The sequence below is a fragment of the Promicromonospora vindobonensis genome, assembly GCF_042685865.1.
Lineage (GTDB): Bacteria > Actinomycetota > Actinomycetes > Actinomycetales > Cellulomonadaceae > Promicromonospora > Promicromonospora vindobonensis.
Genome location: NZ_JBHUOG010000002.1, coordinates 1,433,962 through 1,458,304 on the forward strand (window position 1 = coordinate 1,433,962; position 24,343 = coordinate 1,458,304).

Sequence of the window (24,343 nt, forward strand, 5' to 3'; positions counted from 1 at the left end):
ATGAGGCAGCACGACGCGGTGGACATCGTGACGATCGGTGGCGGCATGACCGCTTCGATCCTCGCGTCGCAGATCCTGCCGACGACGTCGCTCCGGATGGTGTCGCTGGAGCAGGGACCGGCCCAGTGGACCTATCCCGACTTCGCCCACAACCACGACTCGCTTCGCTTCGCCAACCGCTACGCGATGATGCAGGACCTCTCACGGACCACGTGGACCTGGCGTCCCGACACGCGCTCGCCGTCGCTGCCGTACCGGCAGTTCGGCACCTTCCACCCCGGACAGGGGCTCGGCGGCTCCATGGTGCACTGGACCGCGCTGACCTGGCGGTTCCTGCCGGACGACTTTCGCTACCGCAGCCTCAACGAGGAGAAGTACGGCCGGCACCGGATCCCGCAGGACATGACCACCCAGGACTGGCCGATCGGCTACGACGACCTCGAGCCGTTCTACGACCGGCTCGAGTACGACATGGGCGTGTCCGGCCGGGCCGGGAACCTCGGCGGCGAGATCCTGCCCGGCGGAAACCCCTTCGAGGGACGACGCAACCGTCCCTACCCGAACCCGCCGCTCGCCCGGAGCAAGTTCGGCCAGCTGTTCACCGACGCCTGCGAGGGCCTGGACCTGCATCCTTTCCCGACCCCGGCGGGCATCCTGTCGCAGGGGTACACCGATCCGTACGGCAACACCCGGGCGGGCTGCTTGTACTGCGGCTTCTGTACCCGGTACGGCTGTGAGGTCGGTGCCAAGACGAGCCCGCTGACGACCTGGCTGCCGCCGGCACTGGACACCGGACGGTACGAGGTACGGACGGGCTGCCGGGTGCTGCGGATCGAGACCGCTGACGACGGGCGCGCAACCGGCGTGCGGTACGTCGACCGCCGCGGTGAGGAGCACGTCCAGCGGGCAGAGGTGGTGGTCTGCTCGGCGTTCACGCTCGAGAACGTCCGGGAGCTGCTCCTCTCCCGAGGGGACGCGCACCCGGAGGGAATCGGCAACGACCGCGGGCAGGTCGGGCGCAACTACAGCTACCAGATCAACCAGGCGCCGGCCAAGGGACTGTGGGAGAACGAGAACTTCAACTTCTTCATGGGCAACGGGTGCACCACCGCTCAGATCCACGACTACAACGCGGACAACTTCGATCACGCAGACCTCGACTTCCTGGGTGGCGCTCGCATCTACGCCGAGGCCGGCCAGCGGGAGCCGATCAGCTCTTCCAGCACGCTGCTCGACGGCCTCGTCGACCGGCAGTGGGGCGCTGGGTGGAAGTCGATGCTCGGCCGTTCCTGGGACCGCGTCGGCACCGTCGGCATCGAGGGAGACAGCCCTGCCTACGCCGGGAACTTTCTGGACCTCGACCCCACCTACCGGGACGAGTGGGGTCTACCGATGCTGCGCATCACGTTCGACTGGCGGGACAACGAACGCGCCATGCACCGCTTCCTGGCTGATCGCTGCGCGGAGATAGTCCGCGCGATGGGCGCCGACCGGGTCAGTGTGTCTCGCGAGCTGGGCCCGTACCGGATCGACGAGTACCAGAGCACCCATCCGACGGGCGGAGCCATCATGGGCCGGGACCCGGGCGAGAGCGTGACGAACAGCTACGGCCAGGTGTGGGACACACCCAACGTGTTCGTCACCGGCGCCGCCCTGTTCCCCCAGAACCCAGGGGCCAACCCGAGCGGCACGGTGGGCGCGCTGGCGCTGCGTACGGCCGACGCTCTCCGGGACCGCTACTTCGCCCGGCCCGGAGAGCTGCTGTGACCCGCGCCGGGAGGTCGGCCCGGGCATGGACGGGCGCTGCAGCGGTCGCCGTCGCCGTCGCCGGGGTGTCGGCATGTGCCGAGAGCGGCACGCCACCGCCCGCGGAGGTACGAATCACCACGGCGGGCCTCGATCCCGTACGCCTCGAGACGGCGACCGGTGGCGAGGTGCGGTTCGTCAACCGGTCCGACCGGCCCCAGCGGGTCGTGTCCCTCGGACTCGACGGCGACGCTCCGGCCGTTCCAGAGGGTGCGGCTCCCCTCGACTCCGGCCGCCTCGTGGCCGGTGCCACCTTCGCGGCACGGCTCGAGGTCCCCGGCGAGTACGTGGTGGAGGCGGTGCTGGCCGGCACCGGCACGCGGACCGTCACGACCATCGAGGTGGAGGAGCCCTCATGATCGATGCCCGGATCCAGTCGATGTTCCCGCCGGCCAGCGACGACGCCAGCCGGGTCGACAGCCACTGGCAGCTGATGCTGATCGCTGGGTCCGCCGTCTGGGTGGTGGTCGTGACGGTAGCGTTCATCGCCGTCCTGCGGCGTCGGCGCGGCGCCGAGCGGGCCGGCGACGTCCCCGAGGCGACGCAAGGCAACGAGCACCTGGTCGTGGGGGTGCTGGGGGCGGTCGTGCCCGCGCTGGTCATCATCGGGGTCATGGCCGACTCGGTGCTGGTGCTCCGCGACACCGGCAGCACCGGCAGCGGCGCCGACGCGACGACGGTCGTCGAGGTCGACGGAAAGCAGTACTGGTGGGAGGTGCGCTACCCGGAGCATCAGGTGGAGACAGCCAACGAGATCCACATCCCCACCGGACAGGACGTTCGTGTCGAGCTGACGAGCCCGGACGTCATCCACAGCTTCTGGGTGCCGCAGCTCAGCGGCAAGGTGGACCTCGTACCCGGTGAGACCAACGTGCTGACGCTCAGCGCCGACGAACCGGGGACCTACTGGGGCCAGTGCGCCGAGTACTGCGGTCTCCAGCACGCCTGGATGCGGTTCGTGGTGGTCGCCCACGACGAGCCGGAGTACGCCGGCTGGCTCGAGGCGCAGGCCCGGCCCGCCGAGCAGGCCGACCCCGCCCAGGGCGACGGCGACGACGTCGAGAGCGGTCCCGGGCCCGCCGCCGGACCAGCCTCGGACGAGATCGCAGGCCGGGAGATCTTCATGTCGTCGTCCTGCGTCTACTGCCACACCGTCGCCGGTACGGAGGCCCAGGGCACGCTCGGGCCGGACCTGACGCACCTGGCGAGCCGGCAGATGATCGGCGCCGGCGTGCTGCCCAACGACCGCGAGAGCCTGGCCCGCTGGATCGAGCACCCCCAGGACGTCAAGCCGGGCAACGCCATGCCGGGCACCGAGCTGGAGGACGACGAGCTGGACGACCTCATCGCCTATCTCGAGAGCCTGGAGTAGCGCGTGACGACGACGGACCGGCACCCAGGGCCGACGGCCGAGGCGCGGGCACGCTTCGAGGAGGTCTGGGCCCGGCCGCGCGGATGGCGCCGGGCCCTGACGTCGGTGCAGCACAAGTCCGTGGGCACCCGCTACATGGTCACCGCGTTCGTGTTCTTCTTCGTGGGCGGCTTCCAGGCCCTGCTCATGCGTGTGCAGCTCGCACAGCCCGAGCAGCAGGTGCTCTCCGCCCAGACGTACAACGAGCTGTTCACCATGCACGGCACGACCATGATGTTCCTCTTCGCCGTGCCGTTCCTCGAAGGTCTGGCGGCGTACCTGCTGCCCCTGGTGCTCGGTTCGCGCGACATGCCGTTCGCCCGGTACAACACGTTCAACTACTGGTGCTACCTGCTCGCAGGGATCATTCTGTACAGCAGCTTCCTCGTCGGCATGGTGCCCGACGCCGGCTGGTTCGCCTACGTCCCGCTGTCCGGGCCGGAGTTCGCCGACAAGGCCATGGACATCTGGCTGTTCGGTCTGGCGCTGGCCGAGCTGGCGGCGATCGGCGCGGCGATCGAGATGATCGTGGTGGTGCTGGCCATGCGTGCGCCCGGGATGTCCCTGGACCGCATGCCCATCTTCGCGTGGACCATGCTGTGCGTCGCGGCCATGATCATCCTGGCCTTCGTACCCCTGCTGGTCGGCTCGCTGCTCCTCGAGCTCGACCGCAACATCGGTACCGCCTTCTTCGAGACGGACCGTGGCGGCGACCCGCTGCTGTGGCAGCACCTGTTCTGGATCTTCGGACACCCCGAGGTCTACGTCATGTTCCTGCCCGGCGCGGCCATCATCAGCCAGGTGATCCCCGTGCACTCCCGCCACCGGCTCGTGGGCTACCCGTTCGTGGTCGCCGCGGTGGTCGTGACCGCGATCATGAGCCTGGGCCTGTGGGTGCACCACATGTACACGACCGGGCTGCCGCCCGTGACCCTGTCGTTCTTCACCGCGGCGAGCATGTCGATCAGCGTGGCGTCCGGCGTGCAGGTGGTCGCCTGGCTGGCGACGCTCTGGTCGGGCCGTCCGCGCCTCACCGTCCCGATGCTCTTCTCGCTCGGCTTCCTGTTCACGTTCGTCGCGGGCGGCATCACCGGCGTCATGGTCGCGTCCGCGCCGTTCGACGCTCAGGTGCACGACACCTACTTCGTCGTCGCGCACTTCCACTACGTGCTGATCGGCGGCATGCTGTTCCCCGTCCTCGCGGGCCTGTTCCACTGGTGGCCCAAGTTCACGGGCCGGATGCCGTCGGCCCGGCTCGGCAAGGTGAGCTTCTGGCTGGCGTTCGTCGGCTTCCACCTCACGTTCTTCCCCATGCACCTGACCGGGATGTGGGGCATGCCCCGCCGCGTGTTCACCTACGACGCAGGGCTCGGCGTCGGCCTGCTGAACTTCCTCTCCACCATCGGCGCGTTCGTGTTCGCCGCCGGCCTCGTGCTGACCGCGGTCACCCTGCTGGGCGCGCTGCGCCGCGGGGAGCGGTCGGGACCCGACCCCTGGAGGGCCGACACGCTCGAGTGGGCGACCGACTCACCCCCCTCGGCGTCCAACTTCGCCCGGATCCCGGTGGTGAGCGGCCGGGCACCGCTGTGGGACCGGCCGCCGGACGACCCGGAGCTCGACCGGATGGCCGCCGTCTTCGACCATGCCCCGCAGAACGTGCGTGCCACACCCTTCACGACCGTGCTGAGCGCCCGGCCGGACACCGCGGCGGTCCAGGCCGGCCCCAGCATCTGGCCGCTGCCGGCCGCCGGCGGGCTCGCGCTCGCGGCCGTCGGGCTGCTCCTGGAGAATAGCTGGGTGGTGGGCGCGAGCGTGCTCGTGATCGTGGCCGCCCTCGTGGCGTGGGAGCTCCAGAACGAGCGGGACCTCGGCGCCGGCGAGGCCAAGGAGCCGGTGGGCGGCGAGTACCCGGTCGAGGCCCCGGGGCCACGGTCGCCCGGCTGGTGGGGAGCGACGATGGCGGCCGTGGTGCTCGTGGTCGCCGTCGTGACCGTCGCGTTCAGCATGCTCTTCCTCCAGGTCAACGCCCCGGTGTGGCCGGATGGCGCGACGCTCGGCACGCCGTGGCTGTCGGCGGGGACCGGGCTCGCCCTGCTGGTCGCGATCACGGCGTCCTGGTGGGGGTCGCGCCAGGGTCCCCTCGAGCACCACGCCACGCCGGTCGCACGCACCGCCCACCTGGCGGCCGTCGGGACGACGGCGTTCGCCGGAACGGTGGCGCTGGCCCTGACCGTCGCCCAGTGGCCGGCCGGGGGCCTGGACCACACGGCGCACGCCTACGACTCCGGGGTGCTCATGCTCGTCGGCACGCTGGCGCTGGCGACGGTTCTCGGTCTGGGACTCACGGTGTCCGCCCTCGTGGCCCGCTTGACGCACACACGCGACGTCCGCCCCCGGATCATGCTGCAGAACGCCGCGGTCCTCTGGACCGGGGTGCTCGTCGTGTGGGCGGTGGCGTGGGCCGCCAGTGACCTGCTCCCCGTGGCGGTGCTCTGACATGGCCGCGACAGGACCCAGCAGATCCTGCTCCGTTGGCCACGCCGTCGCCGGCGTCCTCGTCCCGCCCGTCGCCTGGTTGTGCGCCCTCGGGCTGTCCTACGTGGTGCAGGACTTCGCCTGCACCGCCTACGCCAGCGCCGGCCACCCGCCTCCGGCCACCATGATCGGCGCCATCGTGGTGGGCCTCGACGTGGTGCTGCTGGTGCTGGTCCTGGCCGCCGGGGGCGTGGCATGGCGCGTGCACCGACGGGCGGCCCCGGACGTCGAACGCTCGTCGCCGCTGAGCTTTCTCGGTCTGCTGGGAGTCCTGCTGTCCGTCGGCTTCGGGGCGGGGATCGTCCTGGTGGCCGCCAACCCGCTCGTCCTGGAGGTCTGCGCATGAGTCAGCGCACCATGAGTCAGCGCACGAGGCACAACCACTACTCCTCTGGCGCACCGCGCGGTGGCCGGGTGCTGGCGGCGGCCGCCGCCACGAGCACGGTGCTCGCCCTGGTCCTCGCCCTCGTCGTCGCGCCGCCCGACGCCGTGCAGGGTGACGCGCAGCGCTGGATGTACCTGCACGTCCCGGCCGCGTGGTCGGCGTACGCGTGCTTCGCGGTCGTGCTCGTCGCGAACCTTCCCGTGGTGCTGCGTGGCGCGGTCCGGTCCGTGGCCACCGCGCGGGCGGCAGCGGAGGCCGGCGTGGTGCTCACGGGCCTGACCCTGGTCACCGGCAGCGTCTGGGGCGCACAGACCTGGGGCACCTGGTGGGTGTGGGACGCCCGGGTCACGACCACCGTGGCGATGGGCCTGGTGTACGTGGCCTTCCTCGCTGCCCTGGCGCTCGCCGCGGGACGCACGGGACGACGCGCCGCAGGACTCGTCGGCGTGCTCGGCTTCGTCCTGGTCCCCGTGGTGCACCTGTCGGTGGTGTGGTGGCGCACGCTCCATCAGCCGCCCACGCTCCTCGCGCCCGGTGCCGGGGCGCCGATCGCCCCGGCCATGGCGTGGGCGCTCGCGGCGTCGGTGGTGGCGTGCCTGCTGGTGACGGCAGCCGTCGTGCTCGCGCGAAGCCGGCGGTACGCCCTGCCCACCGACCCGGACGTCGTCGGCCGGAACGTCCTGGACACGGACGCCGGAGAGCCGGCCACCTCGCTCCGGGTGCTGTCATGAGACCTGCCCTTCCGCCTGGTCGACGGCGCGCCTGGGTGGTGCTCGTCGTCGCCGCGCTCGGCCTCGTCGGTCTGCTGGCCTCCGCGTCCCAGGACGGGCTCACGTACTGGGGGACGCCCAGCGAGCTGACGGCGCAGGGCAGCCCGGAGCGCGACGTACGGCTTGGGGGCCTGGTGGTGAAGGGCAGCGTGGTGGAGGCGCCGGCCGGGACCTCGTTCGTCCTGACCGACGGCGCAACGGACGTGACCGTGCGTTATGCGGGCGCGCTGCCCGCGACGGTCCGCGAGGGCGAGGGCGCGGTCGTCGAGGGCGTGCTCGACGGGCAGGTGCTCCACGCCCGGTCCGTGCTGCTACGGCACTCGAACGAGTACCGGCCGCCCGAGGACCCGTCATGACGGCCGGCCTCATGGCGAGCGGCACGGTCCTGCTGCTCATTGCGCTGGCCGCTGCGGTCACCGCCGCGGTCGCGTTCGGGGCTGCCGCGCAGGTCCCTGCGGCAGGGACGCCGGACGGGACCCCGCGACCGCCCACCCGCCGGCCCGCCCGGTTCGGCGCGCACGCACTGGTCGGGAGCGCCGCGGCGATCACCGCCGCCGCCGTGCTCCTCGAGATCGCCCTGCTGCGGCAGGAGACGACGTGGCCGTACGTGCAGCGGGTGACGGACGCCGGCATGTCGGCGTACTACCGCACGACGGCGCTCTGGTCCGCGCTGGAGGGATCGCTGCTGCTGTGGCTTGCCGCTCTCGGGGCCGCTGCCGTGGTCGCCACCGCCACGACTCACCGGCTGGAGCCGGTCGACCGCTCGGCGGTCCTGTGCGTGCTCGCGGCCACGATCGCGCTGTTCTGCGTGGTGTCCCTGGTGGCGTCGCCGTTCACGACGTCGAGCGGGTCGGGCGGGTCGCCCAGCCCGCTGCTGCGTGACCACGTGGCCATGGGGATGCACCCTCCTCTGCTCTACGGCGGGTTCGCGGCCCTGGCCGTGCCCTACGCGCTGTCCGTGACGGCGCTCGTCCGGCGCCGGCTGCCGCGAGGCTGGGCAGCGACCACCCGGGCGTGGAACGTCGGGGCGTGGACGTTGCTGACTGCCGGCGTCGGGCTCGGGGCGTGGTGGTCCTACGCCGTGCTCGGCTGGGGCGGCTACTGGGCCTGGGACCCGGTGGAGAACGCGTCGCTGCTGCCGTGGCTCGCCTCGACCACGCTGCTGCACGCCGTGGGTCCGCGCACACGGAGCGGACGGTGGCGCACGTGGGCGGTCGTGCTGTCCGGTCTGGGGTTCGTGCTCGTGGTGCTGGCCCAGCTCGTCACGCGGTCCGGGATCGTGGAGTCCGTCCACGCGTTCACGACGTCGACGCTCGGCCCGGTCCTGGCGGCCGTGCTCAGTGCGGTGACCGTGCCGTGGCTGGTCCTGCTCGGGCGAGCCCGCTCCCCCGCCGTGTCGTCGGGCGCCTCCCGGAGGCGGGGCGGTGTCCGGGCCGTCGCGCTGGACGGCCAGCGCGCGCTGCTGATCGTCGTCCTCGTGGTGGTGGCGGTCGGCACCCTGCTGCCCAGCGCGCTCCTCCTGCTGACCGGGGAGCGGGTCTCCGTCGGCCCGCCGTGGTACCAGCGCACGCTGGCGCCGTTCGCGCTGCTGCTCCTCGTGCTGCTCGCCGCGGCCCCGTGGCTCGCCCGGTCTCGCCTCGCACCGCACCCGCTCCTCCCGGGGGCCGTCGGCGCTGTGGTGTGCTGCGTCGTCGGGATCACCGTCCGCGACCCCGTGCTCGCCGTCGTGTCCGGGCTGGCCACGTTCACCGTCGTCGCCGGCGTGCCCGTGCGCAGCGGCCGGACCGGAGCCGACCGGCACACGGTCGGCTCCTGGCTCGCGCACACCGGCGTGGTGCTGGGTGCGGTCGCCGTCGTGGCCGGGAGCCACGGGACGGTGCGGGAGGCGGTGCTGCCCGCCGGCGAGACGCTGACCGCCGGGGACACCACGGTGACGCTCGTCCGCCTCGACCGGCTCGACGAGGCCGGCCGGCAGGTGGCGGAGGCCGAGCTCCTCGTCGGCCGGGACGGCCAGCACGTCGGCACCGCCCGTCCTCAGCTGCGCTGGTATGCCCATGACGCCGCGATGCTCGCCGGGCCGGACATCCGCGGCGGGTTCGTCGACGACGTGTACGTGACGCTCCTCGACGCCGACCCTGCCTCGGGCACCGCGACCGTCCGGCTCGCCGTGACTCCGCTGGTCGGGTGGCTCTGGGCCGGCGTAGCGCTCACCGTCGCGGGCGGAGTGGTGGCGGCCGTACCCGGCCGCCGGCCCGGCGAGCGAGGCGGGCCCGGCGCCGGTCGCCGGCCGGTCACCGGCTCGGCCGCGGCCGCCCGCCGCCCCCTGCCGGCACGCACCACGGCACGGGTGCTGACCGTGCTGGTACTGCCGGTCCTCGTTCTCGGCCTCGCCGGGTGCGCCCAGGCCGAGGACGAGCCGAGCCCGGCACCACCGCTGGCCGGCGAGGGCCTCGACGGCCAGGAGTACGACGTCGCCGAGCTACGCGGGTCCGTGGTGCTGGTCACCGCGTGGGCTTCGTGGTGCGCCCCGTGCCGCGACGAGATACCGGTGCTCGTGGACGCCCAGGAGAGGCTCGCGGACTCCGGGCTGGAGATCCTCGGCATCAACGTCCGCGACCTGCCCGGTCCCGCGCGCCGGTTCGCCGCCGAGCACGAGCTGCCGTTCCCGAGCATCGTGGACCAGCAGGGCACCCTGTCAGTCGCCTGGGGGCTGCGCGGCGTTCCGGTCACCTATCTCGTCGACCGCGAGGGCCGCCTCGTCGAGCAGCATCCCGGGCCGGTCACCGCCGAGTGGATCGACACCGTCGTGGAGTCGGAGGTGCGCGGATGAGCCGACGTCGTCGTCCGTGGGCCGTGGCCGTGCTGGCGGCTGTCGTGGCCCTCGTCGCGGTGACCGGGACGGTCGTCGCCCTGACGGGCCGGGAGCCGCCCACGCCGAGCGAGCAGACCCGTGCGGTCGCGAGCACGCTGCGCTGCCCGTCGTGCGTCGGCGAGCACGTCGCCGACTCGACGTCGCCCGTCGCGGAGTCGATGCGCCTGGTGGTGGCCGAGCAGCTCGACGCGGGCCGCTCCCCGGACCAGGTGCGGGCGTGGTTCGCCGACGCCTACGGCGACGACGTGCTGCTCGAACCGCCACGAAGGGGCCCGGGCTGGGCGCTCTGGGTGGCACCCCTCGTCGTGGTCGGCACGGCCGCGCTGTGGTTCGCCCGACGGCGCGGCCTGCCCGCCGTCGGTACCACGGCGGCCGCCGTCGGTGTGGCGGTGCTCGGCGTCTGGTGGCTCGCACCCGGCGTGCTGCCTGCCCCTGGCGACACCGCCCGGGCGGAGACGAACGGTGCGGCGAGCGGTGCGGCCGGCGGGACCGACATCGCCGTGGCCGTGCTGGAGGACGCCGCAGCTGACCAGCCCGGCCGCGTGGAGCTGCGTGCGGCGCTCGCCCGGCAGCTCGAGAAGGCGGGACGTACGGACGAGGCGGTACCCGAGTGGGCCGCCGCCGTACGGCTCCGGCCGATGGATCCGGACCTGCGCTACCGCCATGCGTTCGCGCTCGTACGCACGGGCTCGTCCGGTCAGGCGGTCCCGGTGCTGGACGGGACGCTCGCCGTCGACGCCCACCACGCGCCGACCCTCCTCCTGCTCGGGTCCGTGCTCGAGGCGTCCGACCCCGGGCGCTCGGTAGAGCTCCTTGAGCGGTACCGGGCGGCGAGCGACGGCGGCGGGAAGAAGCCGACCGCGGAGAAGCCGACCGCGGACGAGCCATGATGCGGCGGACCGCCCGAGCCCTCCCCGCGGCTCTTCTGACCGTCGTCCTGGCCGCCGGCTGCACCACGTCCGGCGACGGGGCACCCGACCCCGGCGTGTCCGGGGTCGTCACGTCGACGCTGCGCGTCGGCCTGACCGAGTGGAGCATCGAGACGGGCGGCGCCGTACCCGCTGCCGGCGAGCTCACCGTGCTCGTCACCAACACGGGCGGCACGGGCCACGACCTCGTGGTGCACGGCGAGCGCGGCACCTGGCAGACACCGGTCCTCGCCGCGGGTGAGCGGCACGAGCTCACCGTCACCGCCGTACCCGGCGAGACGCTCGAGCTGATCTGCAGCGTCACCGGGCACCACGCCGCCGGCATGAGCGCGGACCTCGACGTCGCGGAGGACCCGTGAACCGACGGTCACCCGCAGCGGCGCTGACGGCGGTGTCCGGCGTCGCGCTCGCCGCCGCCGTGCTCGCAGCCGCCTGGGGACTGGCCGTCGGCGGGATGGCCGACCTGGTGCCACGCGACCCTGCTGCCCTCGTCCGGTGGGGTCTGCCGCTCGCCGAGGTGGCCGCCCGGCTGGCCGCGACGGTCACGATCGGCGGGCTGGCGCTGGCGACAGCAGTCCTGGCGCCGACGGCGGCCGCCCTGGCGGTACGAGCGGCCACGGTCGCCGCCGCGGTCTGGGCCACTGCCCAGGCGGCCTGCCTGCCCCTCACCGCACTCGCGGTGGTCGGTTCCACGACCGCCGAGGACGGCACCCCCGCCATCGGCGTGCTCCTCGGCACGGCCCTCGGACCGTCCCTGCTCTGGGCCGCGGCGCTCGCAGCAGCGGTGGCGGTCGTGCTGCTGCTGGTGCCGGGCCCCCGCCGGGCACCGGTCGGCCTCGCGGTGTCGCTCCTCGCCCTCGTTCCGGTCGCAGCAGCCGGGCACGCCGGGCATGGGCCGGGGCACGGGGCTGCCTCCGCGCTGTGGCTCCACCTCGGGGCGGTCACGATCTGGGCCGGCGGGCTGCTGATGCTTGTCGCGCTGGCCTACGGACCGTGGTCGGCCGCGTCCGACGGCGTCGCCTCCCTCGCCCCGGTCCGGCGGTTCTCGCGGATCGCGGGCTGGTGCTACGCCGTCGTCGCTGCCTCGGGCGTGGTCCCCGTGCTGGAGCGGTCCTTCTCCCCCACCTCCCTCCTGACCACCGGCTGGGGCGCCCTGCTCCTGACGAAGGCGACTCTGTTCGCCGGGCTCGGCGCCGCCGGCTGGGCCCACCGCCGGCGGTTGCTCGCACGGGCGGCGCCGAGCGGTGTGCAGCCCCTCGGCCGGCTCGCGCTCGGTGAGGTGGTGGTGCTGGCAGCGGCCGTCGGGCTGGGCGTGGCGCTCGGCACCTCGGCGCCACCGCCGCCCTCCCCCGATGCCGGTACGCTGCCGCCGCTCACGGTGTCGACCGCGCTGACCCGGTGGAGCCCGGAGCCGGTGCTGGCGCTGGCCGCGACGGCCGGGCTGGTGACCTACCTGCGGTGGGTCGTCCGGCTGGCCCGCCGCGGGGACCGATGGCCGACCGGCCGGACGGTCGCCTGGACCGCCGCCATGGTCCTGCTGCTGTGGGTCACCAGCGGTGGTCCATCGGCATACGGCCACGTGCTGGTCAGCGCCCACATGGTGCAGCACATGGTGCTGGTTACCGTACTGCCGGTGCTCGCGGCCCTGGCAGCGCCGGTGACCCTCGCGCTGCGCGCGCTGCCTCCTACCACGGACAGGCCCAGCGGTCCGCGCGAGCTGTTGCTCGACGTGCTCGGCAGCAAGGCAGCCCGGGTGCTCCTGCACCCGGTGGTGGCGACGGCCAACGTCGTGGTCAGCATGGCCGTCTTCTACGCCACCCCGCTGTTCGAGCTGAGCCTGACCAACGGCGTCGTGCACCTCTGGGCGGTGCTTCACTTCGGCCTGGCCGGGTACGCGTTCACGACGATCCTCATCGGCACCGACCCCGTGCCGCACCGACCGCCGTACCCGCTGCGGCTGCTCATGCTCGCGCCGGCCATGGTGTTCCACACCGGCCTGGGCCTCGTCCTCGTCACGAGCTCCCGGCTGGTGCTCGCCCCCTCCGTCCTGGCAGCGGCGCGGCCTGCCTGGCTCACCGACCCCGTCACCGACCAGCAGGCCGCCGGCGCACTCGTGTGGGCACTCGGCGAGGTGCCGCCGCTGGGCCTCGCGCTGCTGATCGCGGCCCGCTGGGCGGCCTCCGACGAGCGCGACCAGCGCAGAGCAGCACGCCGGGGGACGGCCCTCGCCGCTAGCCCTTCGACCCCGTCGTCGCGATCCCCTGCACGAAGTACCGCTGGCCCGCGAAGAACAGGAGGATCATCGGCACCGTCGTGATGACCGACGCCGTCACCACCACCTCCCACTGCGACTCGCCGCCGGGGCCGAACTGGTCGATCAGCGCCTTGAGCCCTCGCGGCACGGTGAAGGTGGCCGTGTCCTGCAGGTACACCAGCGGGCGCAGCAGGTCGGTCCAGGAGGCCTGCGCCTCGAAGAGGAACGTGAGCACCAGCGCCGGCCTGCACAGCGGCACCGCGATGAGCCAGAACAGCTTCCACTCGCTCGCACCGTCGAGCCGGGCCGCCTCGAAGGGCTCACGGGGCAGGCTCAGGAAGAACTGCCGCAGCAGGAACACGTAGAACGCGCTCGCGAACAAGTTGCCCGCCCACAGCGGCACGGTGGTGCCGACGAACCCCAGCCGGTGCCAGATCAGGTAGGTCGGGATCAGCGTGACGGCGCCCGGCAGCATCATCGTCGCGAGCACGAGCCCGAACAGCGGCCCCCGGCCCCTGAACCGGTAGTGGGCGAACCCCCACGCGACCAGTGCGCTGGAGACCGTCACCGCCGTGGCCGCGAGCGCCGTCACGACCAGGGTGTTGCCGAGCCAGAGGGCCAGGGGCGCCGACTCCCACACCGTGAGGTAGTTCTCGAGCGTCGGGTGCCGGGGCACCAGGCGGTTGTCGAAGATCTCGGCCCGCGGTTTGAACGACGCGGACAGCAGCCACAGCAGCGGGTAGACGAACACGAGGGCGAGTACCGTCAGGGCCGCCACCACGAGCCAGCGCAGTCGGCGTCGCCGACGGTGTGCCTCGCGGCGGTCGTCCGGCGGTGGTGCGCCAGTGCCGCCCACCCCGCCTGCGGCGCCGTCAGGGACCGCGCCGGCGGGGACCGCGTCCACGACCGTCATCGCTGCTCCCCCTCGTAGTAGACGAGCCTGCGGGACACGAGCAGCTGGACAGCGGTGACCAGCATGATGACGACGAACAGGAGCCAGGCGAGCGCTGACGCGTACCCCATGTGCAGCTCGGCGAAGCCTTCGCGGAACAGGTAGATCACGTAGAACAGCGCGGCGTCGTTGGAGTAGGTCGAGTTCCCTGCGCCGAAGTAGGCCGAGTAGGCCTCGGTGAACATCTGGAACGCGGCGATGGTGTTGACGACGGTCACGAAGAACAGGGCGCCGCTGATCATGGGGATCGTCACGGTCCGGGTGCGGCGCCACCAGCCGGCGCCGTCGACTCGGGCTGCGTCGTACAGCTCGACGGGCACGTCCTGCAGCGCGGCCAGCAGGATCACGACGGCGGCGCCGACGGACCAGAGGCTCACCAGCGCGAGGCCCGGTCTGATCCAGTCGGGGTCGGTGGTCCAGCTCGGCCCGTCGATGCCTACGGCGCCGAGCGCCTCGTTGACGAGGCCGTACTCGCCGTTGAACAGCAGGAGCAGCAGCACACCGACCGCGACGGGCGGCGTCATCTTGGGCACGAAGAACGCGGTGCGGAAGAACCCGGAGGCCCTGCCCGCCTGGTGCAGCAGCAGGGCGAGCGCGAGCGCGACCAGCACGTACAGGGGCACCTGCAGCAGCGTGTACTGCAGCGTGTTCCAGAGCGCCAGGCGCACCTGGGGGTCGCCGACCATGCGCTCGTAGTTGTCCAGGCCCACGAACGACGGGTCGGTCAGCACGTCGTAGTCGGTCAGGGAGAGGTAGCCGCTGTAGAGGATGGGCCAGGCCGTGAAGACCAGGAACCCGAAGATCCAGGGGCTGATGAACGCCAGGCCGGCGGTGCGCTCGCGGCGGGCGCGTGCGCTGGGGCGGGTGCGCGCGCCGGGGAGCGCTGCCCTCACTGCTTCTCGTCCCACGTCGCCCACGCCTCGTCGAGGGCGGACTGTGCCTCCTCCTGGGCCTTGGCCATCGCCGCTGCGGGCTCCTGCTGGCCGTTGAGGACCCGGTTGACGGCGTCCTGCCAGGCGGTCTCGAACTCGGCGCCGGCGGGGTTGGCCGGGAGCGTGAAGGTGTGGTCGTTGGCCTCGTACATCGCGTCGATGGCGTCGTCCCACGGTGCGGGCGGGTCCTCGGCCACGAGGGTGTCGCGGATCTGGGTGTCCGCCTCCTCGTTGCCGGTCAGGACGCCGGTGAACACCAGGCCGTCGGCCGCCCGCGCGTCCGCCCGGACCTGTGCGGCCTCTGTCCAGGCCTCGGTCTCGGTCATGCGGGCTGCGTACGCGCAGGCCGTGGCCGGGTCCCCGGCCCCGACCGGGATCGCCCAGGCGGACCCGGTCGCGTAGGCGTGCGTCTCTCCGTCGGGACCCTTGACGGGGCCGAACGCCACCGGTGCGTCAGGGGAGGTCTCGTTGAGGACGTTGACGTACCACTGCTCCATCGCCATGGCGCCGAGCTGCCCGGTCGCGAACTGGTTGCCCGCACCGAAGAAGTCCGCCGAGTCGCGGTACGTCTTCACCGCGGGGAAGCCGCCCTGGGCGTCGTAGACGGCGACGGCGTGTTCGAGCGCCTCCACCACCGCGTCGTCGTCCAGCTGCGCGGTGCGGCCGTCGTCGGACAGGAGGTCGGCGCCATGGCCCTTGGCCCACAGCGGCAGGAACTCGGGCAGCTTCGAGTCGACGCCGATGACCGACAGCTTGCCGCCGTCACGGCGGGTCATGGCCTCGGTCGCGGCCAGGACGGCGTCCGGGTCGGACCCGTCGACGTCGGCAAGGCTCAGGTTCGCGTCAGCGAGCAGGTCGGCGTTCGCCATGGTGATCTGGACCATGTTGAACTCGGGGATGCCGTAGAGCTCGTCCCCGAAGGTCACCTCGTCCAGGGCCGGGTCGCCGAACGCGTCGGTGTCGATCCCCTGCTCCTCGACGCACGCCGACAGCGGCAGGATCGCCCCACGCGAGGCGAAGGTACCGATCTGGTCGCGCTCGGCGTAGACGAGGTCCGGCGGGTTGCCTGCGGCCGCGGCGGACAGGAACGCCTGCGGGTCGAGCGCGCCCTCGGACAGCTTGACCTCGGTGCCGACCGCCTCGGTCGCCCGCTCGTGGCGCACCTCGCCGATCTCGTCCCCCGTGCCGAACCCCATCACCTGGAGGGTGCCGCCCGGCGACGGCGACGCCCCGAAGTCGACGTCGGCACCCGCACCGTCCTCGGCGCCGATCCCGGTGGCGCAGCCCGTGGTCCCGAGCACCGCGAGGAGCGCTGCGGCTGCGAACGGGCCGGCCGCACGAAGCGGATGCGGGCTGCGCTGGCGTGGGACGGACATGGGACCTCCTCGGTGCGGGCTGCCGGCTCCGCTCGACCGGCCGGCTCCGGTTCATCGTGTGCCGGTGCGTACGCACTCGCACGAGAAGCGGGCCGGCCATCACCGTCGGCGGGCTCGTCGCCGGGTCCCGAGCCGGGACCGCCCCCGCAGGCCTCGCCGTGAGCCGACGCCGGTCGCCTGCCATGATGAACGTGTGGCCGCCTACGACCTGCATGTCCACGAAGCCGACCCGGCTCGGGTCGTCACGGTCCTGCCCGGGAGCGGCTACACGGCCGTTGCACCCCTGCTCTGGTACACCCGGGCCGCGCTGCGCGACCTGGGCTGGACGGTCCGCACGCTGGAGTGGACGGCCCCGCCCTCGTTCAGCTCGGCGCGTGCGGCGTACGCCGAGGTGCTCGGCGAGGACGACGCGCCAGATGACGACGCGCTGCACCTGGTCGTGGCCAAGTCCCTCGGCACCCTTGCGATGCCGCTGGCGGTCCGGCTCGGGCTGCCGGGCGCCTGGCTCACGCCGGTGCTCACCAGCGAACAGGCCCCTGACGTGCGCGAGACGGCCGCCGAGCTGGACGAGAACCACCTCCTGGTCGGCGGCACCGCGGACCCCCTGTGGGACGGCGACCTCGCCGACGGCTCCGAGGCCGACGTCATCGAGGTGGAGAACGCCGACCACAGCCTCGAGGTGCCGGACGACCGGACGGAGAACCTGGCGATCCTCGACGAGGTGGTCTCGGCGATCGAGGAGTTCGCGCAGTCCTTCGGCGAGGAGTGACGACGCCCCGCCCGCCGGCACGGCTCCTCACGACGCCGGCGTGGGCGGGATGTTCTGGTTGAGGTGGAAGACGTTGTCCGGGTCGTAGACGGCCTTGATCTCGGCCAGCCTGGCCAGCTTCTCGGGCGGGTACGCCCGCCGTACGCCGGCAGCTCCGTCGTCGGCCAGCACGTTGACGTAGACCCCGCTGGCAAACGGCTCCAGCCGGGCAGCGCTCACCCGCGCGGCGGAGGTCCGTGCCCCGTCCTCGTCCGGGTCGGTCCAGCCGGTGGCCGCTACGTACTCGAACCGGGCGTCCCTCTGGCTGAACGCTGCCTCGTGGCCGGGCACGTCGGCGATGGCGCCACCGTAGGCCTGGAGACCGGCCCGTACGCCGGGTTCGGTGGCGAGCAGCCCTTCGATCGCACCGAGCGACAGCTCGCGGACGTAGTGGCCCTTCCAGTAGCGGCGCACGGCGTGGCCTCGCGCGCTGTCGTCGCGGGTCTGCAGGTCCAGGTAGGACAGCTCCTCGATCCGGCGGGCCACCGGCGCGCCCAACGAGTCGAGCTCCGTGGCGTGCGCCCGCCCCGCCCTCGGGTCGCCGACCCACACGAAGCCGAGCGTCACCACGCCGTCGTGCACGCCGGCGGTGTACGTCGCCGCTCGCGGGGCATTCGCGCTCAGGTCGCGCCACCGGACGACGGCGGGCACACCGTCACTGACAGGGAAGTCGAGCTCGACGCTGAGGGCGCGCGTGCCGACGTCGTGCAGCCGGAGCTCGAACTCCGTGACCACCCCGAAGTTGCCGCCCCCGCCGCGCAGCGCCCAGAACAGCTCGGGCCGTTCGTCGGCCGCCGCGCGGACCACGTCGCCGGCCGCCGTCACCACCTCGTAGGCGACGACGTTGTCGCACGACAGCCCGAGCTGCCGGGCCAGCCAGCCCATCCCGCCGCCCAGGGTGAGGCCGCCGACGCCGGTGTGCGACACGTTGCCTGCCGTCGTGGCCAGACCGTGCGGCTGCGTCGCCGCGTCGAGCGCACCCAGCAGGGCACCGCCCTGTACCCACGCCCGTCGGCGCACCGGGTCCACCCTGACGGAGCCCATCGGCGTGAGGTCGATCATCAGCCCGTCCCGCGGGACGCTGTGCCCGACGACGCTGTGGCCACCGCAGCGGACGCCGACCTCGAGACCCTCCCGCCGCGCCAGCGCCAGCGCCGCCACCACGTCGGCGGCCTCCCGGCAGCGCACCACCAGGGCCGGCCGGTGGTCCACCATCGCGTTCCAGACCGTGCACGCCTCGTCGAACCCGGCATCACCCGGGTGCAGGATGTCCAGCTCTGACACCGCGGAGTCCTCGATGGTGTCCATGCGCTCGCTCTCCTCGATCAGGGCCTCCTCGTACGGGGCCCGGTCCACGACAGACCGCCGCCGGCCTGCGGACTCATCGCGTTCGGTGCACGTCGAATTGCGTTGCCGCGCTGCGCCCCGCTTGGGAGCATGGTGTCGTGACCGCGCCGACCGTCGACGAGCGTCCAGGCCCTCCCCTGCGTCTGCGCCCGCCACGGCATGCCGTGGACCCCCGTGCCGTCGGATGGTGGTCGGTGCAGCTCGCGCTGTTGACGGCGGTGCCGGTGCTCCCCCTGGCAGTCCTCGGCGTGCTCATCGCCCCCGCCCGTCCGTGGCTGCTCCTGCCCGCCGCGGTCCTGGCCGCCGTCGGGGTGCTCGCCACCCTCACGCTGCCGAGGCTGTGGTTCCGCCACCACCGCTGGGAGGTCACCGACGAGGCCGTCTACACCCGCACGGGCTGGTTCTTCCAGGAGTGGCGGGTCGCGCCCCTGTCCAGGATCCAGACCGTCGACACCGGGCGGGGCCCGCTGGAGCAGCGCTTCGGCCTGGCGACGCTCACGGTGACCACGGCGTCCGCCAGAGGGGCGGTGAAGGTGGAGGGGCTCGACGCCGAGACGGCGGCAACGCTCGCGGCCGACCTCACGCTCGCCACCCAGGCCACACCAGAGGACGCGACCTGAGCGCCGACGGCGCCGCGTGGCAGCGGCTGGACCGCAGGGCCTTCCTCGCCGGCGCGCTCTACACCACGGTGCCCGCGGCAGGAGCAGCACTCATCACGGGGTACTGGCTGGCCGTCGGCACCTCGGTCGGGACGGCGCTGGCGTGGGTGCTGCCGCCGTTCCTCGTCGTCGTCGCCGGCGGAGCCGCGTCAGGCGAGTGGATGTGGCGCGTCACCAGCTATCACGTCGACCCGGAACGGTTCCACGTCAACACCGGCGTCGTGTTCCGCAAGCGCCTCGCCCTGCGTAGGGAGCGGATCCGTTCGGTCGACCTCACGGCCGACCCGGTGCTTCGCATGCTGGGCGTCGTCACCGTGCGGGTCGGCACCGGCGAGCACGCCGGGACGGAGGGCACCGTCACCCTCTGGCCGGTCCGCCGGGCGTCGGCCGACGCGTTGCGCGCCACCCTGCTGGCGCACGCCGTGCGGCCCGGCGACCAGGACGCAGCGGACCCCGGCGACCGGGTACTGGCCCGGTTCGACCGGCGCTGGATCCGGTTCGCGCCGCTGTCCTTCCTCACGCCGACGCTGGGCGCCGCCGCGGCGGGCGGCACGCTCCAGGTGGCCGAGTGGTTCGGGATGCAGGTCCGCGTGATCGACATCGTCGGCTCGTGGTTCGGCCTGGCACCGGTGCTGCTCGTCTCCGCCGCGCTCGCCGTCGGCCTGCTCCTCGTCGGCGGCGTCGCCACGGTGGCGATCTGGGTGGAGGCCTGGTGGAACCACACGCTGGACCGCAGGCCCGACGGCACGCTGCAGGTACGGCGCGGTCTGCTGACCACCCGGTCGATCTCGCTCGAGGAGTCCCGGCTGCGCGGGGTGGAGGTGGTCGAGCCCCTCGCCGCCCGTCTGGCCGGCGGAGCCCGGGTCGACGCCGTGGCCACCGGGCTCGCCACGACCGATGAGGACAAGACCGACAGCAAGACCCTCCTGCCGGCGGCGCCAAAGGAGCTCGCCGACCGGGTGGCGGCCGACGTGCTCCGCGCGCCGTCCGCCCCGCCGACGTCGGCGCCGCTCACGCCGCACCCGCCGGCGGCCCGCGGCCGACGGCTGCGCTGGGCGTTCGGCACGGTGCTCGCCACCGAGGCGGTCCTGGTCGTGCTCGGCCTGCTGCTCACGCCCGTGCTGCTGCACGTGGCCTGGATCAGCACGCTGGTGCTCGTCCCCGTGGGGGTCCTGCTCGCCGTCGATGCCTACCGCGCCCTCGGCCACACGCTCACCGGCGACTACCTGGTCGCCCGCAGCGGCACGGTCCGCCGAGCGACGGTGGCGCTCCAACGGCGGGCCGTCGTCGGCTGGACGGTGCGGCAGTCGGTGCTGCAGCGCAGGGCCGGGCTCGTGACGGTCGTCGCGACGACCGCTGCGGGCTCGGGCGCGTACGCCGTCCGCGACGCCGCGCAGCAGGACGGCCTCGCCCTCGCCGACGCCGGCGTCCCCGGCCTGCTGCGACCGTTCCTGGTCGGCGCTGACGTGCCGGAGCGAGCCGTGCCACCGGGCTGACGCCCCCGGCCCGGCCGGCCGCACGCCGGCCGGGCCGAGGGGGTCAGACGCCGACCTTCTGCCGCACCACGGCCACGGCCTTGCCCACGTTCACGCTCCACCCGACGCCGAACACGCGGGGCCCCACGACGTGCTCGGCGTCGGGGTTCCACAGCCGTTCCCTGGCGCGCTCCAGGGTCGGGACGCGCAGCTCGTACGGGACGACCGAAGCGATCTTGCCGTGCCAGCTCCGCTCCTCCTTCGGCGTCCGCAGCTCCTTCACGACCGCTGCGGCCGTCAGCGCGACCACGACGAGGGTGAGCAGCTTCTTCAGACCCCCGCCGCCGTGCGCCGCCTGCTCGGCGTGGTCGGTGTGCTTCTTGCGCGACATCTTGGTGCCTCCCGTGCTCTCGGTGTCACCCCTGTGCGACCCATCTTGGGGCATGTGCCCGCCACTGGCCCGGGCAGACGCGCGCACCGTCCGCAGCCGGACCGCGCAACCGGACCGCGCAGCCGGACCACGCAGCCGGACGCAGAGCCGGACGCAGAGCCGGACACACAGCGCTCAGCGGACCCGCACGGCACCCGGCTGGATGGTGACGGCGACCCGGGTGGTCTCTCCCAGGTCCTCGCCGTCGATCTCGAAGACGCGCGGCTCGAGCAGCTCGATGCTCATGCTGCGCAGCCGCAGGTGCGTCGCACTGTCGCTGCTCTCTGCCACGGCGCCACCGGTGGCGAGCCGCTTGACGCCGTTGTCCCAGACCATGTTCCGCAGCGTGTCGGCCCACCCCGCCGCGTCGTCCGCGCTCAGGACGAGCAGATCGAGCTCACCGTCGCCGGGGTCCGCGTCGGGCAGGAGGTTGATCCCGCCCTGGAGGGTGCCGCAGTTGCCGATCAGCAGCGTGTGCACGCTCTCCTGGCCCAGCGGTTCGCCGTCGGCGGTGATCCGGACGTCGAGGGTGTCGCTGGCGGTCAGGGCTCGGCCCATCGACTCGACGTAGGCCAGCCAGCCGACCTTGTCCTTGAGGTCGTCGTCCGTCTCGGTGATCATGTGCGCGTCGAGCCCGAACCCGGCAAGGACCGCGAACGCGTACCGTTCGGTCTCGCCGTCGAGGTCGATCTCGAGCCACCCGACGTCGATGGCCCGCGCCTCGCCGGTGAGCGCCCTCGTGAAGGCGGCGGCGACGTCGCCGAGGGGAACCCCGAGGTTCCGGGCCAGGAGATTTCCGGTGCCGAGCGGGACGATCCCCAGCTCGACGCCGCTGCCCGCTTCCGCGAGGTGCTCGGCGACCGCGCGCACCGTGCCGTCGCCGCCGGCGACGACGAGCACGTCCGCGCCGGCCTCGATCGCCGCAGCGGCGGCACCTTGGCCCGCGTCGTCCTCGCTCGTCTCGAACCACCGGGCCTCGGTGCCAGGGCTCGCTGTCGAGACGGCCTTGTCCAGCGCGGACTCGAGCTCCGTCCTGGTCGTCTTGGACGGGTTCCAGATGATGCCCACGTGTCGTGCGGTCATGAACGGAATGCTTCCACAGGAGGCGGCGGTCCTCGACCCAGCGGCCGAACGCCGGGCCACCGGGCCACCAGGCCACCAGGCCACCGGACCGACGTCCCGGCGTCCCGTCGCTCAGGGGCCGGGTACGGCGGCGGCGAGCCGCTCCGCGAGCGCCCTGACGGCGGCCTGGAGCTCTGGTCCGCCCTCCACCCGGAACGGGAACGGCACGCTCGCCAGCCACTCCTGCGCGTACATCTGGGGGTTCCGGGTGCTACCGACCAGCACGCACCCGTCGTCGGTCGCCTCGAGCCGCCCCATCTGCGCGCCGACCCATGGGGCGACGTCGGCGAGCGGGGCGTCGAAGACGACGCGGGTGGTGAACTGCCACCCGGTACCGAGGTGCTCCTCGAGCGCCGTCACGGGGTCGAGTCCGTCGGGCGGTTCGAAGCCGTGGTCGGTGTGCTCGACCGCGACGACCCGGTCGACGCGATAGGTGCGGGTCGCACCGGCGCGGTGCGAGTGGCACAGGAGGTACCACCGCCCGTAGCGCACGACGACGGCCCACGGGTCGACCTCGGCGACCCATTCGCTGCCGGACTCGCCCCGGTAGGTGACCAGCGCGCGCCGTCGGGCCGCGATCGCCGCGACCAGCTCGCTGGTGACGGCGCTGTCCGGGCGGGCGGCGAACCGGTCCGGCGCGGCGGACGCGTGCTCGCGCAGGGCGGACGCCTGGCGGCCGACGTTCTCGGGCAGCGCCCGGATCACCTTGCCGAGGGCGGTGTCGACGAGGTCGTCGCCGTCGGCAGCGGGGTGGCTGTCGAGCACTGCCATGACGAGGCCGAGCGCCTCGGTCTGCGTGAAGGTGACGGGCGGCAGCCGGGTCCCGCGCCCGAGCCGGTAACCGCCGTGCGGGCCGCGGGCCGACGAGACGGGGATCCCGGCCTCGCGCAGGATCTCGACGTACCGGCGGGCTGCCCGCTCCGTGACGCCCAGCCGCTCGGCGAGCTCGTTCGCCGTCGTGCCGGGGCGGGTCTGGAGGACCTCGAGGGTGCGCAGCGCGCGTGCGGTGGGGCTGGTCTCGGACGGCACCCCAGCAGGCTATGCCCCTCGACGGGCGAGTGGGCCAGGCCCAGGTCACGGTGGGGACACGCCAAGGAAAGGAGAGGCTCGTGGCCAGCATCACGAAGTCGATCGACGTGGAAGTCCCCGTACGTACCGCCTACAACCAGTGGACGCAGTTCGAGGAGTTCCCCAGGTTCATGGAGGGCGTCGAGGAGGTCCGCCAGCTCGACCCGACCCACACCCACTGGACGACGAAGGTGGGCGGGGTCGAGCGCGAGTTCGACGCCGAGATCACCGAGCAGCACCCGGACGAGCGGGTGGCGTGGGCGAGCAGGACCGGGCCGGACCAGGCCGGGGTCGTCACGTTCCACAAGCTCCAGGACACCCGCACCCGGGTCACCGTGCAGATGGACTGGGAACCGGGCAGCGCCGCCGAGAAGGTGGGCAGCGCGCTCAACTTCGACGACCGGCGCGTCCAGGGCGACCTCGAGCGGTTCAAGGAGTTCATCGAGTCCCGCGGTGCCGAGACGGGCGCCTGGCGCGGCGACGTGAGCTGACCTGCTGGTCAGCGCACCACCTCGAAGATCTGCTTCTGGACGCCGTTCCTGTATGCCTCGTGCTCGACCAGCCGGAGCTTCTGGACCGCCTTGTCCTCGTCGCTGAACAACGGCTTGCCCTGGCCGAGGAGCACCGGGAAGACCAGCAGGTGGTAGGCGTCGATGAGGCCGGCGTCGGCGAGCGACCGGGTGAGCGACACGCTGCCGTGCACCTGGAGCTCGCCGATGCCGGACTCCTTGACCCGCGCGACGTCGTCCAGCGAGCGCAGGATGGTGATGTCGCCCCAGTTGTCGACCAGGTCGTCCTCGGTGAGGGTCGTGGAGACGACGTACTTGGGCAGGGTGTTGTACCGCGGGAACTCGGCCATGTCCGGCCAGACGGGCGCGAACATCTGGTAGCTGGCCCGTCCGAGCAGCAGCGCGCCGGCTTCCTCCTGCTCGCGGCTCTTGAGCTCGTAGGACTCGGGTGCGGGAGCGACGGTCAGATAAGTCCACGCGGTGTCGTGCAGCTCGGGGTCCCCGCCGGTCGGGTCGACCTTGCCGTCGAGCGAGACGAAGTGCGTGGCGACGATGGTGCTCATGCGGGGCTCTCCTTGTCGTGGTGGCCGCGCGGTCCGCGGGCCTCTGGCAACTCAGACGAGCGGGGACGAAAAACTCATCGCACCCGCCCTCCTCCAGATGATCCGGAAGCAGAACGTCCGGAACTCGCTCTACCGTGGGA

At 73.1% G+C, this 24,343-nt stretch carries 23 protein-coding genes; 15 read left to right on the plus strand and 8 right to left on the minus strand.

Annotated features, from left to right (window positions below; translation table 11 throughout):
• Genes ACFS27_RS19705 through ACFS27_RS19755 form a run of 11 tightly spaced genes read left to right on the plus strand, consistent with a single transcriptional unit; the run spans position 1 to position 13,025 of the window.
• Positions 1-1,767, plus strand: a complete 1,767-nt coding sequence (locus tag ACFS27_RS19705; protein ID WP_377186252.1) for a GMC family oxidoreductase — start codon at positions 1-3, stop codon at positions 1,765-1,767.
• Complete coding sequence (locus ACFS27_RS19710; protein WP_377186255.1) at positions 1,764-2,165, plus strand: cupredoxin domain-containing protein; 402 nt, start codon at positions 1,764-1,766, stop codon at positions 2,163-2,165. The genes ACFS27_RS19705 and ACFS27_RS19710 overlap by 4 nt, the downstream gene beginning before the upstream one ends.
• Positions 2,162-3,178 carry a cytochrome c oxidase subunit II gene (gene coxB / locus ACFS27_RS19715; RefSeq protein WP_377186258.1) on the plus strand — a complete coding sequence of 339 codons (1,017 nt, stop codon included), beginning with the start codon at positions 2,162-2,164 and terminating at the stop codon, positions 3,176-3,178. Before ACFS27_RS19710 ends, coxB begins: the two co-directional genes overlap by 4 nt.
• Positions 3,179-3,181: 3 nt before the next feature.
• A complete protein-coding gene (gene ctaD / locus ACFS27_RS19720) occupies positions 3,182-5,713 on the plus strand; it encodes a cytochrome c oxidase subunit I (RefSeq protein ID WP_377186261.1) in 2,532 nt (843 codons plus the stop codon).
• A gap of 1 nt (position 5,714) precedes the next feature.
• Positions 5,715-6,098 carry a hypothetical protein gene (locus ACFS27_RS19725; RefSeq protein WP_377186264.1) on the plus strand — a complete coding sequence of 128 codons (384 nt, stop codon included), beginning with the start codon at positions 5,715-5,717 and terminating at the stop codon, positions 6,096-6,098.
• Positions 6,095-6,868, plus strand: coding sequence for a cytochrome c biogenesis protein CcsA (gene ccsA / locus ACFS27_RS19730; RefSeq protein ID WP_377186267.1), 774 nt, complete (start codon positions 6,095-6,097; stop codon positions 6,866-6,868). Before ACFS27_RS19725 ends, ccsA begins: the two co-directional genes overlap by 4 nt.
• A complete protein-coding gene (locus ACFS27_RS19735) occupies positions 6,865-7,263 on the plus strand; it encodes a cytochrome c maturation protein CcmE (RefSeq protein WP_377186270.1) in 399 nt (132 codons plus the stop codon). The genes ccsA and ACFS27_RS19735 overlap by 4 nt, the downstream gene beginning before the upstream one ends.
• Positions 7,260-9,737, plus strand: coding sequence for a cytochrome c-type biogenesis CcmF C-terminal domain-containing protein (locus tag ACFS27_RS19740; RefSeq protein ID WP_377186273.1), 2,478 nt, complete (start codon positions 7,260-7,262; stop codon positions 9,735-9,737). The genes ACFS27_RS19735 and ACFS27_RS19740 overlap by 4 nt, the downstream gene beginning before the upstream one ends.
• Positions 9,734-10,669, plus strand: coding sequence for a cytochrome c-type biogenesis protein CcmH (locus ACFS27_RS19745; protein WP_377186276.1), 936 nt, complete (start codon positions 9,734-9,736; stop codon positions 10,667-10,669). The genes ACFS27_RS19740 and ACFS27_RS19745 overlap by 4 nt, the downstream gene beginning before the upstream one ends.
• Positions 10,669-11,067 (plus strand): hypothetical protein, encoded by a 399-nt coding sequence (locus ACFS27_RS19750; protein WP_377186279.1) that lies wholly within the window; start codon positions 10,669-10,671, stop codon positions 11,065-11,067. Before ACFS27_RS19745 ends, ACFS27_RS19750 begins: the two co-directional genes overlap by 1 nt.
• Positions 11,064-13,025, plus strand: coding sequence for a cytochrome c oxidase assembly protein (locus ACFS27_RS19755; RefSeq protein WP_377186282.1), 1,962 nt, complete (start codon positions 11,064-11,066; stop codon positions 13,023-13,025). The genes ACFS27_RS19750 and ACFS27_RS19755 overlap by 4 nt, the downstream gene beginning before the upstream one ends.
• Here the strand turns inward: ACFS27_RS19755 and ACFS27_RS19760 are convergent.
• The 3 genes from ACFS27_RS19760 to ACFS27_RS19770 are packed head-to-tail and all read right to left on the minus strand — an operon-like array spanning position 12,940 to position 16,222.
• Positions 12,940-13,875 carry a carbohydrate ABC transporter permease gene (locus ACFS27_RS19760; RefSeq protein ID WP_377186285.1) on the minus strand — a complete coding sequence of 312 codons (936 nt, stop codon included), beginning with the start codon at positions 13,873-13,875 and terminating at the stop codon, positions 12,940-12,942. The two genes, ACFS27_RS19755 and ACFS27_RS19760, sit on opposite strands and share 86 nt — an antisense overlap.
• Positions 13,872-14,807 carry a carbohydrate ABC transporter permease gene (locus ACFS27_RS19765; RefSeq protein ID WP_377186288.1) on the minus strand — a complete coding sequence of 312 codons (936 nt, stop codon included), beginning with the start codon at positions 14,805-14,807 and terminating at the stop codon, positions 13,872-13,874. Before ACFS27_RS19765 ends, ACFS27_RS19760 begins: the two co-directional genes overlap by 4 nt.
• Positions 14,804-16,222: an ABC transporter substrate-binding protein gene (locus ACFS27_RS19770; protein ID WP_377186291.1), complete on the minus strand. Its 1,419-nt coding sequence runs from the start codon at positions 16,220-16,222 to the stop codon at positions 14,804-14,806. Before ACFS27_RS19770 ends, ACFS27_RS19765 begins: the two co-directional genes overlap by 4 nt.
• Positions 16,223-16,415: 193 nt before the next feature.
• Here ACFS27_RS19770 and ACFS27_RS19775 point away from each other — a divergent pair, with 193 nt between their 5' ends.
• The gene (locus tag ACFS27_RS19775; RefSeq protein ID WP_377186294.1) at positions 16,416-16,991 is read left to right on the plus strand and encodes a hypothetical protein; all 576 of its coding nucleotides are present in this window, start codon (positions 16,416-16,418) and stop codon (positions 16,989-16,991) included.
• Positions 16,992-17,018: 27 nt separating this feature from the next.
• Here the strand turns inward: ACFS27_RS19775 and ACFS27_RS19780 are convergent, their stop codons facing one another.
• Entirely contained in the window at positions 17,019-18,386 is a 1,368-nt protein-coding gene (locus ACFS27_RS19780) for an FAD-binding oxidoreductase (RefSeq protein ID WP_377186297.1), read from the minus strand.
• An 89-nt stretch (positions 18,387-18,475) separates the two neighbouring features.
• Between ACFS27_RS19780 and ACFS27_RS19785 the strand changes: the two genes are divergently transcribed.
• Both ACFS27_RS19785 and ACFS27_RS19790 read left to right on the plus strand, forming a co-directional pair.
• Entirely contained in the window at positions 18,476-18,997 is a 522-nt protein-coding gene (locus tag ACFS27_RS19785) for a PH domain-containing protein (RefSeq protein WP_377186300.1), read from the plus strand.
• 68 nt (positions 18,998-19,065) lie between these two features.
• Positions 19,066-20,532 (plus strand): PH domain-containing protein, encoded by a 1,467-nt coding sequence (locus ACFS27_RS19790; protein WP_377186302.1) that lies wholly within the window; start codon positions 19,066-19,068, stop codon positions 20,530-20,532.
• 43 nt (positions 20,533-20,575) lie between these two features.
• Here ACFS27_RS19790 and ACFS27_RS19795 read toward each other — a convergent pair whose 3' ends face one another.
• The 3 genes from ACFS27_RS19795 to ACFS27_RS19805 form a co-directional block, all read right to left on the minus strand.
• The gene (locus tag ACFS27_RS19795; protein WP_377186305.1) at positions 20,576-20,902 is read right to left on the minus strand and encodes a hypothetical protein; all 327 of its coding nucleotides are present in this window, start codon (positions 20,900-20,902) and stop codon (positions 20,576-20,578) included.
• Between the two features lie 174 nt (positions 20,903-21,076).
• Positions 21,077-22,024 carry a diacylglycerol/lipid kinase family protein gene (locus ACFS27_RS19800; RefSeq protein WP_377186308.1) on the minus strand — a complete coding sequence of 316 codons (948 nt, stop codon included), beginning with the start codon at positions 22,022-22,024 and terminating at the stop codon, positions 21,077-21,079.
• Positions 22,025-22,135: 111 nt separating this feature from the next.
• On the minus strand, positions 22,136-23,092 hold the full coding sequence (locus ACFS27_RS19805; protein ID WP_377186311.1) for a helix-turn-helix transcriptional regulator: 957 nt from the start codon (positions 23,090-23,092) through the stop codon (positions 22,136-22,138).
• A gap of 80 nt (positions 23,093-23,172) precedes the next feature.
• Here ACFS27_RS19805 and ACFS27_RS19810 point away from each other — a divergent pair, with 80 nt between their 5' ends.
• Positions 23,173-23,622 carry an SRPBCC family protein gene (locus tag ACFS27_RS19810; protein WP_377186314.1) on the plus strand — a complete coding sequence of 150 codons (450 nt, stop codon included), beginning with the start codon at positions 23,173-23,175 and terminating at the stop codon, positions 23,620-23,622.
• 8 nt (positions 23,623-23,630) lie between these two features.
• Here ACFS27_RS19810 and ACFS27_RS19815 read toward each other — a convergent pair whose 3' ends face one another.
• Entirely contained in the window at positions 23,631-24,203 is a 573-nt protein-coding gene (locus tag ACFS27_RS19815) for a dihydrofolate reductase family protein (RefSeq protein WP_377186317.1), read from the minus strand.
• Positions 24,204-24,343: the final 140 nt, after the last annotated feature.

Excerpts from the sequence above, each read along its gene's own strand:
- ACFS27_RS19795 (WP_377186305.1), bottom strand. The coding sequence starts at position 20,902 with ATGTCGCGCAAGAAGCACACCGACCACGCCGAGCAGGCGGCGCACGGC.
- ACFS27_RS19815 (WP_377186317.1), bottom strand. The coding sequence starts at position 24,203 with ATGAGCACCATCGTCGCCACGCACTTCGTCTCGCTCGACGGCAAGGTC.
- ACFS27_RS19750 (WP_377186279.1), top strand. The coding sequence starts at position 10,669 with ATGCGGCGGACCGCCCGAGCCCTCCCCGCGGCTCTTCTGACCGTCGTC.
- ccsA (WP_377186267.1), top strand. The coding sequence starts at position 6,095 with ATGAGTCAGCGCACCATGAGTCAGCGCACGAGGCACAACCACTACTCC.
- ACFS27_RS19725 (WP_377186264.1), top strand. The coding sequence starts at position 5,715 with ATGGCCGCGACAGGACCCAGCAGATCCTGCTCCGTTGGCCACGCCGTC.
- ACFS27_RS19745 (WP_377186276.1), top strand. The coding sequence starts at position 9,734 with ATGAGCCGACGTCGTCGTCCGTGGGCCGTGGCCGTGCTGGCGGCTGTC.
- ACFS27_RS19770 (WP_377186291.1), bottom strand. The coding sequence starts at position 16,222 with ATGTCCGTCCCACGCCAGCGCAGCCCGCATCCGCTTCGTGCGGCCGGC.
- ACFS27_RS19740 (WP_377186273.1), top strand. The coding sequence starts at position 7,260 with ATGACGGCCGGCCTCATGGCGAGCGGCACGGTCCTGCTGCTCATTGCG.
- ACFS27_RS19760 (WP_377186285.1), bottom strand. The coding sequence starts at position 13,875 with ATGACGGTCGTGGACGCGGTCCCCGCCGGCGCGGTCCCTGACGGCGCC.
- ACFS27_RS19735 (WP_377186270.1), top strand. The coding sequence starts at position 6,865 with ATGAGACCTGCCCTTCCGCCTGGTCGACGGCGCGCCTGGGTGGTGCTC.
- coxB (WP_377186258.1), top strand. The coding sequence starts at position 2,162 with ATGATCGATGCCCGGATCCAGTCGATGTTCCCGCCGGCCAGCGACGAC.
- ACFS27_RS19705 (WP_377186252.1), top strand. The coding sequence starts at position 1 with ATGAGGCAGCACGACGCGGTGGACATCGTGACGATCGGTGGCGGCATG.
- ACFS27_RS19800 (WP_377186308.1), bottom strand. The coding sequence starts at position 22,024 with ATGACCGCACGACACGTGGGCATCATCTGGAACCCGTCCAAGACGACC.